The organism is Mucilaginibacter sp. SG538B (assembly GCF_013376065.1).
GTDB lineage: Bacteria > Bacteroidota > Bacteroidia > Sphingobacteriales > Sphingobacteriaceae > Mucilaginibacter > Mucilaginibacter rubeus.
In genome coordinates, this window is record NZ_JABMJI010000007.1 from 37,229 (window position 1) to 49,550 (window position 12,322).

The following is a 12,322-nucleotide window of genomic DNA, read 5'->3' on the forward strand; positions in this document are numbered from 1 at the left end:
CTATGAAAAAGATCTCGATAATAACAGCGGCATTGTTAAGCGTTTCGGCTTATGGTTTTGCACAGGATGTAAATAAACTGATCAGTAAAGATGATGTGACCCGCATCATTAAAACCCTGTCGGCCGATGATATGCAGGGCAGAGCCACTTTTACGCCGGGCATTGAAAAGGCCGCTACATTTATTGAAGGCGAATATAAAAAGGCCGGTCTTAAACCTATGGCAGGCAATACCGGTTACCGTCAAAACTTTACGATGGTACGGTCGACCCCTGTTAGCTTGACTGTAAGCATCAATGGTAAGGCTATAGCTGCAGACAGCGCGTTTGCAAGCAGTACGGATTCGTTTAAATGGGCAAGCGATAAAGATGTACAGGTAGTTACCGTTGGTGCGGATAAAAATTTCAGGACCGAGTACCGGGCAGCTTCACAAAGCGGCAAAAAAACACTTTTGCTGATCGACCCTAAATTTAAAGACTTGTTTAGCCGGGTTAAGTCGTACCTGGGGACAGGCAGCACAAATTTTAAAGGCACAGTAAAGCAGCCCCTGGTATTTGTATTGGGCAAGTTCGATAACACAGCATCGTTTGATGTTAACTGTGATATCAAAAATGAAGAATTGCCACTGTTTAATGTTGCCGGTATCCTCCCCGGGAAAACCAAACCGAATGAATATGTGGTATTTTCGGGACACTATGACCACTTAGGGATTATCAAACCTGATAAACCCGGCGTAACAGACAGCATTGCCAATGGCGCGGATGATGACGCTTCAGGCACAACCGCTGTATTGAGCCTGGCTAAATACTATAAAAAGCTCAACAATAATGCCCGTACGCTTATTTTCGTAGCCTTTACTGCCGAAGAAATTGGCGAATACGGGTCGCAGTATTTTGCCAAACAAATAGATGCAGATAAGGTAGTTGCCATGTTCAACATCGAAATGATTGGTAAGGCATCTAAATTTGGCACTAACTCGGCATTTATTACCGGGTTTGAAAGATCTGATTTTGGCAAGATCCTGCAGAAGAACCTGAAAGGCACAGCCTTTAAGTTTTACCCGGACCCTTACCCGGACCAGGACCTGTTTTACAGAAGTGATAACGCGTCGCTGGCCGAAGTTGGCGTACCGGCCCACACCATCTCAACCGACCAGATCGATATTGACAAATTATACCATACTGTTGGCGATGAATTTAGTTCGCTGGATGTGAATAATATCACTTCGACCATCCGCGCGATAGCCCTAAGCTCGCGCACTATAGTTTCGGGCCAGGATACACCAACAAGGGTTCCGAAGAAAACGGAATAGAGGAGGTCTGAACCGGAATTTATTGAATTAAGGAATGTACAGAAGTTCCCATTTTAGTTCCAATAATTCTTTAATTCAATAAATTCGAGTTCAGACAATTTTTGCGTTAGGGATAGCAGCGGATACCGGCCACGTGGCTAAGGCCGGTGCAGTATGAGCGGATAGCCCGGCCGCAGGCAACGCCCACAATGAAAAAGATTTTAAAACTCCCTCTTGAGAGGGGGCGCGGAGGAATGAGCGGTAGCAGGTGTGTGTTTCTGCGTTATACTTATCAAAGCAGAAACACACACCTCCGCCCCTCTCAAGCGGGGAATCGCTCGTTTCCCCGCTTTTTATTCCTTAAGTTGACGGTTATGTTCTCAAGAGAGGAATCACACGCGGCCATTGCTTTACCTTTATAGTTCATGAACAAAATACTCAAAATAGCAGTTGTAGGTCCCGAATCAACGGGGAAGTCAACTATGTCTGAATACCTGGCGGCGCATTATAATACGATAGCTGTGCCGGAGTATTCGCGCGAGTATTGTGCAAACCTTAAGGGCGATTGCACCTGGCAGGATGAGGTGAACATGTTTCACGGGCAGATGGCACTCGAAAAGGAGCTGCTGCCGCAGGCTAACGGGATATTGATTTGTGATACCACTTTTTTAACGGTAAAGATCTGGAGCGAGGAAATGTTTGGCAACGCCCCGCAGGAGGTGCTTGACGAATTGCCTCATCACCCCTATGATTTTTATTTACTGCTGGATATCGATTTACCCTGGCAGGATGATCCCTTGCGTAATTTCCCAACCAAGCGCGAATATTTTATGAATGTTTGGCACCGCGAACTCCAGGCGCTTAACGCTAACTATAAGGTCGTATCCGGGCTGAGTGAACAACGATACGATAATGCAGTCAAAGCAGTTAATGGCTTTTTAGACACTATTTCAAAATAAAGAGCGTCATTGCACGAAGCAATCCCCATGAGGCAGAGTGGCTATGCAAGTTTCTCTGTATAGTTTGGGATTGCTTCGTTCCTCGCAATTACGCTCTCCGTTAAGAATTTTTAGGTGATATGCTTACTTGAACCCCCGTTAACTTAAAACTGTCAAAAAAATTATCCTTTATTAAAAAAATATTTTTCACATACGTGCAACGTTGCAAAATGCCTTGCGTCTATTAACCTGAAGCCGGTCACGAATTTGGAAGCAATATATATTGATAAACATTACAACCTGGTAATTGAGTGCAAACAGGGGAGCAAAAAAGCCTGTTATGAGCTTTACCGATTGTATTCGAAAGCTATGCTGAACGTGGCCTTTCGGATAGTGGGCGATATTGCCGAAGCAGAAGATGTGCTGCAGGAAGCTTTTGTGGATGCCTTTGCCAAGCTGAAGGATTTTAGGCAGGATACCACATTTGGCCTCTGGCTTAAGCAGATTGTTGTGAACCGGTCGATCAACCTGCTGCGCAAACGAAAGCTGGAACTGGTTGAGCTGGAAGATGGCCATCTTGAAAATATTGCCGATGACGAGAGCTGGGACGATGAAGACCTGCAGTACCAGGTTGCCAGGGTAAAAGAAGGCATGAACCAGTTGCCCGATGGCTATCGCGTGGTGATATCATTATATCTGCTTGAAGGGTATGACCACGAAGAAATAGGTCAAATATTGAATATATCAGAAAACACATCAAGAACCCAGTTTTTGAGAGCTAAAAGAAAGTTAATTGAAATTTTAAACAGGAAAGGACAAGTATCATGAGCAAGCGATTTGAAGATTTCATGCACGACAATAACGAGGAATTTAACGAAATAGAACCATCGGCAGATTTGTGGGGTAAAATTGAGGCACAGCTCAATTTTTTGGACCAGGAGCAGGAACAACCAAAAAAGCGGGAAGCAAAGACTTTTTCGCTGGGCTTCGTGCTAAAAGTGGCCGCATCGGTGATCATTGTAATGGGCATAGGCTTCGGCATATATATACAAAGCCAAAAAGGCACAAAAGGCGTTGACCTTGCCGCTATTAACCCCGAGTACGCACAACAGCAGGTGCGCTATGCATCGCTTGTTGAAACCAAGCTTACCGAACTTAAATCAGCATCTAAAAATGATCCTCAGCTATACAAGGAGTTCAGCGCCGAGATAGCCAAGATGGATTCCACCTATAAAAAACTAAACAGTGATTTAGCCACCAGCCCTAACCAGGAACGTGTTTTACGTGCAATGATCCGGAACCTGCAAATACAAACCGAGGTGCTAACTCAGCAATTAAATGTAATTGAACAGTTTAACCAGATGAAAAAGGAACAAAACAATGAAACCAAAGATATTTAGTCCGGCCCTGCTTATCGGCTTATTAGCCATAAGTACAGCAAACTTTGCACAGGTAAGTCCTGCAGCCCCGCCTGCGCCGGCAATGCCAAAATTGCCTCCTACACCGCCTCCCGCCGCTGAATTGAACGGGGATGGCTGGACTTCGGTAACCGACAGCAAGGAATATCAGCAAAAAATGAAGGAGCTGAACGCCAAAATGCGCGAACTGCAAAAGGAAATGAGCAACCTGCGCGTGCAGCAGCAAAAGCAATTGCATTTTAAAATGCAAAATATGCTGAAGCTGAACAAACAGCTTGCTTTTAAGTTTAAGGATAGCCTTAAACTTAAAAAGCTCGACACGCTAAAATTTAAAATGAAGTTTAAAGGATTTGACAGCTTGAAGTTTGCCGATAAATTTGAGATGCTTAGTCCTAATATAAACTTCGGCTTTAAAAACTTCGACCAGAACTTTAGCTATAGTTATGATGGTGATGAGAGTTATGAAAAACATTTGCAAAACGGGGACATCATTGAGAAGACCAAAAACTACAGTAAAAGCTATAATGTTGATGGCAATGACGTGATTAACATTGATAATAAATATGGTAAGGTAACGGTGTTTACCTGGGCAAAAAGTGAGGTGAAAGTTGACGTGCAGATCGTAGTTGGCGCCAACGACGAAGATAAGGTGCAAAAGATGCTGGATGCCGTAAGCATCAAGGATAGCAAAGATGGTTCCGGTGTTTCATTCAGGACATCCATTAATCAGGGCGACGGTGATAATGAGGGCGGCATCTGGGGATCATTGTTTGGCAAAAGAAACGCATTCCGCAAAATGGAGATTAATTATACCGTGTATATGCCAGCCAGAAACCCACTTACCATTAACAACAAATATGGCAATACCGAGTTGCCCGACCTGAGCGGTAAACTCAATATCAATAACTCATATGGCAGCCTTAACGCCAAATCCTTAAGCAACCCAGCTTGCCAGATCAGGGTTAAATATGGCAGTGCAACTATCGGCACCCTTACCGGCAGCGATTTGGATGTAGCTTATGGCAGCCTTAATCTTGGCGATTGTGATAAACTCAATGCAGATGTAAGCTATGGCTCGGCCAAAATTGGCCGTATCACTACATCGGGTAATATCAACGTTAAATTCAGTGGGGCGTTAAAGATTGGAGAGGTTGATAAAAATGTGAAAAACCTTTCGGTTAATTCATCCTACTCAAGTGTAAAACTGGGAGTGAGTGACGGCCAGAATGCTGATTTTGATATCACTGTTCACTACGGTAGCTTTAACTATAGCGGCCATGATGTTAACATCACCAGCAAAACCCCTGCCGATGGCGAACGTGGTTTTAGTCCGACTAAAACTTACAAGGGCCATTTAGGTAAAGGCGGCAGCGATAAAACCATTACCATCAGCACCAGTTATGGCAGCGTAAGCTTTGATTAAAATATATTAGACAATAAAATAAAAACGGCGTATCGTAACTGATGCGCCGTTTTTTATTGATTAACCTGTTGTTGCAAATCTCCTCTGGGCCTCATAGCTTTGATGCAAACATCTCCCCATGCATCACCAGGATAATGAAAAACAGATCTTCAATACACTTTATGATCAATACAAGCACCTGGGCTTGCCGCTTGAGCTAATAAAACATACCGATTTTACGGTTTTTAATCTGAAAGATATCAATCAGCCAATGCCGTTTAGATCGCCCTTGAGCAGGCTTAACTTTTTTGTTTTTGCCTTCATTAAAGATGGGAGTGGTGATTATACCATTGATGAGCAAAATCATAAGCTGCAGCCCCGTGCTATTTACTTTACCAACCCGGGCCATTTCCGTTCGTTTAACTGGGAGCGTATTGGCGATGTATACCTGTTTACGCTAAGCGAATCGTTTTTGAAGGAAAACGTGCACGCCAATATTTTTGACGAATTTCCTTTTCTGCTGGCCGAAACATTTCCGGCCCGTGTACTTACGCCCGAAGTTTTTGAGGAGTTTGATATTTTATATCACCAGATCCTGAAAGAGTACAATTCAGATAGCCCATATCGTTACCGGATCATCGGTAACCTGTTTGTGGTGGTACTGTTAAAATTCAAAGAATATTTCTGGAAAGATTATAACCCGATATATGAAGGCAACCGGAGCTCGGAAATTGTAAAAAACTTTAAACGCCTGCTTGAAAAACATTACCGCGACCTGAGCAATGGTACAGCCGAACAGGCTTTCCGGGTGCAGGACTACGCCGACGCGCAAAGCCTTCATCCCAACTACCTGAGTAACGTTATCAAAATAAAAACGGGCAAAACCATCAGCACCTGGATTGCCGAAAAAACTATAGCTGAGGCCAAGGCCCTGTTGCAGAACTCGAAACTCTCCATTAAAGAAATTGCATATCGCCTGGGTTTTTCTGAAGCTACCCATTTCAGTAATTATTTTAAAAAGCATACGGATATGTCGCCGGTGCTGTTCAGGAAGGCGCATGCGGGGATATAGCTAATATCGCCGGGAATCCCTGTTTTTATAATCTCATCAGGACAGGTTGGTTTTTGTAGAGACGCATTACATGCGTCTTCCGTAGGATAAGCCGTGTTCCATAGGCAAGGCATGCGAAAATTGCATGCGGGAGACGCATGTGATGCGTCTCTACATTTGGAAATTATCGTTTTTAAATAGCTTCTTAGATATTCGTATGTAATGCTTTGATATGTGTATCATTCAGGGGCCTCGCCCTTGCCACCTTTGTATTGTCAATCAACGGCAACAAAACATAAATAACAAAGGAAACCATGAACACATTAGCATCAAAAGTAGTATTAGTAACCGGCGCTTCAAGAGGCATCGGTGCAGCAGTAGCCCACAAATTAGCAGCCGAAGGCGCTAAAGTAATTATCAACTACGCAGGCGGCAAAGAAGCTGCTGACCAAACCGTAAACTCTATCAAACAACAAGGCGGTGATGCCATTGCGCTGCAAGCCGACGTAAGCAAAGCCGATGAAGTAGCAGCTATGTTTGACGCAGCGATAGCTCATTACGGCAAAATTGATGTATTGGTAAACAACGCCGGCATCATGATTACCAAATTAATAAAAGACACTACCGACGAGGATTTTACCCGCCAGTTTGATATCAACGTTCGCGGAACATTTAATACCATGCGCGAAGCCGCAACTAAACTGGCCAATGGCGGTAGTATCATCAATTTTTCATCAACCACTACCCGCGTTATGATGCCAACTTATGCTACCTATGTAGCCACCAAAGGTGCGGTGGAGCAATTAACCCGCGTATTTGCCAAAGAAGTGGGAGCAAGGGGCATCAACGTAAACACAGTATCTCCGGGCCCAACAAATACCGAATTGTTTACCAAAGGCAAACCCCAGGAGCTGATCGACCGCCTGGCGTCATTATCAGCTTTTAACCGCATCGGTGAGCCTGAAGATATTGCCAAAATAGTAACCTTCCTGGCAAGCGACGATGCTAAATGGATTTCAGCACAAAATATCGGTGCTAATGGCGCAATGGCGTAAGCCCCCTAACCCCCTGAAGGGGGAATGATAGAAGCAAGACGGCAAGAGTCAAGAAGCAAGACAGCGAGAGACAGGAATAATAATCATAGAATCATTAACGCAATCGGTGAAATCAAACTTCATCGGTGTAATCAAAAAAACAATCATGAACTCATTAAATAATAAAGTAGCAGTAATAACCGGCTCGGCCCGTGGTTTAGGTAAAGCAATTGCAGAACGTTATGCAGCGTTAGGCGCCGATATCGTGATCAACTATTCGCGCGATAAAGTATCGGCCGATGAAGTGGTCAGCAACATCAAAGCGATGGGAGCCAACGTAATAGCTGTGCAGGCTGATGTAAGTAAAGTGGCTGATATTGAAAGGCTTTTTAAAGAAGCTAAAGAAGCGTTTGGTAAAATAGATATCGTAGTAGCTAACGCCGGTATCGAACTGGTGGAAACCCCGGTAACTGATTTTACCGAAGAACAGTTCGACCGTGTGTTTGGCATTAATACAAAAGGCACTTACTTTACTATGCAGCAGGCTGCCAAAAATGTTGAGGATAACGGCCGCATTATTTACATAGCCTCAAGCACCACCTCGTTCCCGGTACCCGGAATGGCAGTGTATGGCGGCAGCAAAACTACGCCAAGGTATTTGGTTGATATCCTTTCGAAAGAAATTGGTCACCGTGGTGTAACAGTTAACTCTATCATACCGTTTGCTGTTGATCATTCAGGTATCTTTGCCGAAGCTGATAGTTACCCCGCATTAAGAAAACAATTGCTTGACAGTTGTCCGATGGGCCGCCTGGCCGAAGTTGAAGATGTGGCCAATGTGGCCGAGTTTTTCGCCAGCAATCTTTCATCATTTGTGAACGGACAACACCTGTTGGTAAATGGCGGCGCAACAAATTAATGGTCAGTTTAGTAACATAGGGTAGCAGCTTAAAGTCTTAGCTATAAGCTGCTACCTGTATTTAATTCAAAAAGCAGCATTATTTGATTATACATCTACCATGTTATGAAAACGCTTAATCATTATATCATATACGGCACGCTAATTACTTCTGCTGTAAATGCTCAATCTGTAAAAGCAACTACTTCAACTATCCAAAACGTCAATACCATGAATGCCGAAAAGTTAACTAACCCGGTAGTGAAACAAGCCATCGATGCCCTGCAAAGCGGTGACCGACAAGCTTGGTTTGCTTTGTTCACCAATGATGCCCAGCTTTTTGATGATGGTAATAAAATGGACTTTAAAAGTTTTTTTGAAAAAGCTTTAGGCCATGAACGTTTTACCAGTATCGATAAGGTGGAGCAAGGCGGGCTGCACCTATACGGCAAATTTCACAGCGACCAGTGGGGCGATTTCAAAACCTACTTTAAGTTTACGATTGGTGCCGGCAATAAGATCAGTAAATTGGAAATAGGGCAGGCGGGTTAGCCCCACCCAAACCCTCCCCGGAAGGAAGGGCTTTAAAATGAGATAAATAAAAATCTCCCTCAGGGGAGGATTTAGAGGAGGCTTGTTGCTTCGTTCCTCGCAAGGACTTTTTTTATTGATGCTTTTACTTCAATTTTACCTGATCTTTGTATCATGCAACAGCAACTTATAGCCAGGTTACAGCAGTTAAAACCTATCCCGGTTGATGATCAGGAGCTCATACTAAAAGCCTTTGAGCCAATGAAATTTAAAGAAGGGGATACGCTTTTGCAGCTGGGGCATGTAGCAAGACAGCTCTTTTTTATTACCAACGGCATACTGCGTATTATGGCGCGAAATGAGAAGGAAAATGAGGTTACTTATTTCTTTTTAAAGGACAATCAGTTTTGCACCATTCTGTACAGCTTTAATAACAACCTGATCGCTGATGAAAGTATTCAGGCCGCCTGCGATACAGAATTATTGGTTATTAGCAAAAACAACCTGCTGGCTTTATATGAAAAGCTGCCTTATCTCAAAGGAATGATCGATCAGATTTCGCAGCATACGCTTATGGAGAAGATAAAAACGCGCAACACCTATCTTGGTTACGACTCGTCGGAAAGGTACCGGTTGTTTTTGGAACGGCAGCCCGAGGTTGCCCGGAGAGTGTCACTTACCGATATCGCGTCGTACCTTGGCGTAACGCCTCAATCGTTGAGCCGCATCCGCAAAAATATTCGGTAATTAGGTTTTTTGTCGTCTTTTTAGATGACTTAGAAGAGAGAAATTGACATCAATAAAATCTATATAAAACAAAAACAAAATAGCTACTATGAATACAGTTAAAACAGGATGGATAGGATTAGGAAAAATGGGCATTCCAATGTCGCAGCAATTGATTAAAGCAGGATATCCCCTCAGTGTTTATAACCGAAGCAAGGATAAGGAAGAGGCGTTTAAGGCACAGGGCATTGGTGTAGCTGCTTCGCCTGCCTTATTGTTGAATGCTGCTGATGTTCTTTTTATCATGGTATCAGACGATAAGGCCATTAATGATATTTTTCATGGTGATGAAGGTTTACTTGCCGCAAAAGTAAGCGGCAAAATAATCATTAACATGAGCACAGTTTCGCCTGCTATCAGTAAGGAGATGGCAGCCGCATGCAAGGCTCAAGGTAATTATTACCTGGACGCCCCGGTATCAGGCAGTGTCAAACAGGCGGAGGATGCTATGCTGGTTATTATGGTTGGAGGTGAGGCCGGTGCATTTGAGCAAGCTAAACCTATCCTCGAAAAAATGGGTAAACTGGTTATGCTGGTTGGTGGTACCGGTGCAGGTAACGCGGCTAAGCTGGCCATCAATACTTTGCTTGGTATTGTTGCACAAGGCCTTGCCGAAACAGTGACACTGGCGCAGCAAAACGGTGTTGAAGCCGAAGCACTAATTACGCTGATCAGTAACAGTGCCCTGGGCAGCCCGTTCATCAAAATAAAAGGCGATGCCATTGTTAACAATAATTACCAGGCAGCTTTCGCCTTAAAACACATTGCTAAAGATCTGCGCCTGGCTAAAGACCTCGGTTTAGCTACCCCGCTTGGCGAAACTGCTTATCAAACCTACCAGGCCGCCGAAGCTGCTTTTGGCGAAGAGGATATTATCGCGGTGATAAAGCAGGTGAGTAAAGGGTAAAAATCAATGAACGACTTCTACAGCCGTCATTGCGAGGTACGAAGCAATCCCCGACTGTACAGGATAAACTTGCATAGCTGCTCTGCTTCTTGGGGATTGCTTCGTGCCTCGCAATGACGCCTTTTTTAATTTTCCTACTCCAAAACTATTTTCTGGTGCTGATACGGGATCTCAACATGATGGAAACCGTGCGCTTTTATTTTCCCGGCAAAATGCTGCTGTACTTCGTACTCGCCGTGAACAAGAAATACGGTTTTTACCAGTGCCGGGTCCTGACAGGCCAGGAAATGGAGCAGGTCGTCATAATCGCCGTGGGCGCTCATGGATTTGATTGAGCGGACTTCGGCTTTTACCTCATAAATTTCGCCAAAAATATGTACCTCATGATCACCTCTCAATAACCTGCCGCCTAATGAATTTGGTTCTGCGTAACCAACCATTAAAATGGTATTCTTTTGATTATTGATATTGTTTTTAATGTGGTGCTTTACCCGTCCGGCCTCGGCCATGCCTGATGAAGAGATGATGACGCAGGGCCGCGGATCGTTATTCAGCGCTTTTGATTCCTCCACACTTTCAATAAAGCGCAAACCCTTAAACCCAAAAGGATTGGCATCGGTTTTTAAAACTTCCTGCACATTTTTGTTATAAACCTCGGTGTGGTTCATTAATACTTCGGTTGCTTTTTCTGATAGCGGGCTATCTACATAATAAGGAACATCCGGCAGGATGCCTTTAAGTTCCAGGCCGTTTAAGGCGTACAATAATTCCTGCGTACGGCCAACGCTGAATGCCGGAATAATCACCTTGCCATTTTTTACTTCGCAGGTTTGTTTAATGATCTCCAGTAGTGACTCTTCAATAGGCTCCAGTTCTTTATGCAGCGAATCGCCATAGGTTGATTCCAGTAAAATATAATCAGCCTGCTCAAATGTTTGCGGGTTTTTCAACAGCAGATCGTCATAACGGCCAACATCGCCGCTAAAAGTAATGTGGGTATCCCTGCCGTTTTCTGTAACGGTAATATGCACTGCCGCGCTGCCCAGAATATGCCCGGCATCCGTAAAATTAAATTTTACGGATGGGGTAATTTCAAACTCTTCGCCATATTCAACAATTTTGAACAGGCGAAGGGCCTCCATCACATCTTCTTCGGTGTACAAAGGATTAAGCAGCGGCAAGCCTTTGCGGATGCGGTGTTTGTTACTATACTCGGTGTCCTGTACCTGGATCTTTGCCGAATCGAGCAGCAGGATGCGTGTAAGGTCCATTGTGGCCGGGGTGCAATAAATGTTTCCCTCAAATCCTTCGGCAACCAGCCGCGGAATTAAACCACAATGGTCAATATGCGCGTGCGAAAGGATCATGTGCGTTACACCTTTGGGATTAAAGCCAAAATGTTCGTTCATTTCTTCGGTTTGCTCGCCCAGTCCCTGGAACATGCCGCAGTCTAATAATATGCTGGTACCGTCGTTTAAGCGGAGTAAATGCTTGCTGCCGGTTACGTTACGGGCAGCACCATGGAAGGTTATGTTCATGTATAATTAGATGTGATCAACTTAACGAAGATGGTGATTAAAAGTTTAATAAATTAATAACTAAAAATTTAGTTGCAAATATAAAATACATCCCTTACCTTAGTTTGACCAATTAAACACATTAATACACGAGGTATTAATATTTAAAGTACGCACATGGAAATTAAAGAGTTAACCCGCGCCGAAGAGCAGATTATGCAAGTGCTTTGGCAGTTAAAAAAAGGGTATGTTAAAGACGTTATCGACCAGTTGCCCGAGCCCAAGCCCGCCTACAATACGGTGTCGACAATAATTCGCATCCTGGAAACCAAAGGTTTTGTTGGGCATACCGCGTTTGGCAAAAGCCATGAATATCACCCTGTGATCAGCAAAGAGCAATACCAGAATTTTGCCACTGATAAACTGCTGAGCGGTTACTTTGACAACTCCGTTAACCGCATGTTTTCATTTTTTGTAAAGAAAGAAAAGATCGACCTGAAAGAGGCCGATGAGATCATGAAACTGATTGAAAAACTAAAAGAAAAGTAATT

At 43.8% G+C, this 12,322-nt stretch carries 13 protein-coding genes; 12 read left to right on the forward strand and 1 reads right to left on the reverse strand.

The features are described 5' to 3' along the window. Window positions 1–2 precede the first annotated feature (2 nt). The 11 genes from FHW88_RS27600 (at window position 3) to FHW88_RS27650 (ending at window position 10,254) form a co-directional block, all read left to right on the forward strand. On the forward strand, window positions 3–1,310 hold the full coding sequence (locus FHW88_RS27600) for a M20/M25/M40 family metallo-hydrolase (RefSeq protein ID WP_176628787.1): 1,308 nt from the start codon (window positions 3–5) through the stop codon (window positions 1,308–1,310). A 404-nt stretch (window positions 1,311–1,714) separates the two neighbouring features. Further along, window positions 1,715–2,248 (forward strand): AAA family ATPase, encoded by a 534-nt coding sequence (locus tag FHW88_RS27605; protein WP_176628788.1) that lies wholly within the window; start codon window positions 1,715–1,717, stop codon window positions 2,246–2,248. A gap of 246 nt (window positions 2,249–2,494) precedes the next feature. Beyond that, the gene (locus FHW88_RS27610; protein ID WP_091175659.1) at window positions 2,495–3,055 is read left to right on the forward strand and encodes an RNA polymerase sigma factor; all 561 of its coding nucleotides are present in this window, start codon (window positions 2,495–2,497) and stop codon (window positions 3,053–3,055) included. Next, the gene (locus tag FHW88_RS27615) at window positions 3,052–3,627 is read left to right on the forward strand and encodes a hypothetical protein (RefSeq protein ID WP_176628789.1); all 576 of its coding nucleotides are present in this window, start codon (window positions 3,052–3,054) and stop codon (window positions 3,625–3,627) included. Before FHW88_RS27610 ends, FHW88_RS27615 begins: the two co-directional genes overlap by 4 nt. Then, entirely contained in the window at window positions 3,608–5,068 is a 1,461-nt protein-coding gene (locus FHW88_RS27620; protein WP_176628790.1) for a hypothetical protein, read from the forward strand. The genes FHW88_RS27615 and FHW88_RS27620 overlap by 20 nt, the downstream gene beginning before the upstream one ends. A gap of 118 nt (window positions 5,069–5,186) precedes the next feature. Beyond that, complete coding sequence (locus FHW88_RS27625; protein ID WP_176628791.1) at window positions 5,187–6,119, forward strand: helix-turn-helix domain-containing protein; 933 nt, start codon at window positions 5,187–5,189, stop codon at window positions 6,117–6,119. Between the two features lie 293 nt (window positions 6,120–6,412). After that, window positions 6,413–7,153: an SDR family oxidoreductase gene (locus tag FHW88_RS27630; protein ID WP_176628792.1), complete on the forward strand. Its 741-nt coding sequence runs from the start codon at window positions 6,413–6,415 to the stop codon at window positions 7,151–7,153. Window positions 7,154–7,298: 145 nt separating this feature from the next. After that, window positions 7,299–8,051 carry an SDR family oxidoreductase gene (locus tag FHW88_RS27635; RefSeq protein ID WP_176628793.1) on the forward strand — a complete coding sequence of 251 codons (753 nt, stop codon included), beginning with the start codon at window positions 7,299–7,301 and terminating at the stop codon, window positions 8,049–8,051. A 105-nt stretch (window positions 8,052–8,156) separates the two neighbouring features. Next, complete coding sequence (locus FHW88_RS27640) at window positions 8,157–8,582, forward strand: hypothetical protein (RefSeq protein ID WP_254780272.1); 426 nt, start codon at window positions 8,157–8,159, stop codon at window positions 8,580–8,582. Window positions 8,583–8,735: 153 nt separating this feature from the next. After that, window positions 8,736–9,308 (forward strand): Crp/Fnr family transcriptional regulator, encoded by a 573-nt coding sequence (locus FHW88_RS27645; protein ID WP_176628794.1) that lies wholly within the window; start codon window positions 8,736–8,738, stop codon window positions 9,306–9,308. Window positions 9,309–9,396: 88 nt separating this feature from the next. Beyond that, a complete protein-coding gene (locus tag FHW88_RS27650) occupies window positions 9,397–10,254 on the forward strand; it encodes an NAD(P)-dependent oxidoreductase (RefSeq protein ID WP_176628795.1) in 858 nt (285 codons plus the stop codon). 134 nt (window positions 10,255–10,388) lie between these two features. On the opposite strand, the gene FHW88_RS27655 is transcribed toward FHW88_RS27650, so the two are convergent. Next, window positions 10,389–11,792 (reverse strand): MBL fold metallo-hydrolase RNA specificity domain-containing protein, encoded by a 1,404-nt coding sequence (locus tag FHW88_RS27655; protein WP_176628796.1) that lies wholly within the window; start codon window positions 11,790–11,792, stop codon window positions 10,389–10,391. Between the two features lie 156 nt (window positions 11,793–11,948). On the opposite strand from FHW88_RS27655, the gene FHW88_RS27660 reads away from it, so the two are divergent. Then, complete coding sequence (locus tag FHW88_RS27660; protein WP_121233788.1) at window positions 11,949–12,320, forward strand: BlaI/MecI/CopY family transcriptional regulator; 372 nt, start codon at window positions 11,949–11,951, stop codon at window positions 12,318–12,320. Window positions 12,321–12,322 lie beyond the last annotated feature (2 nt).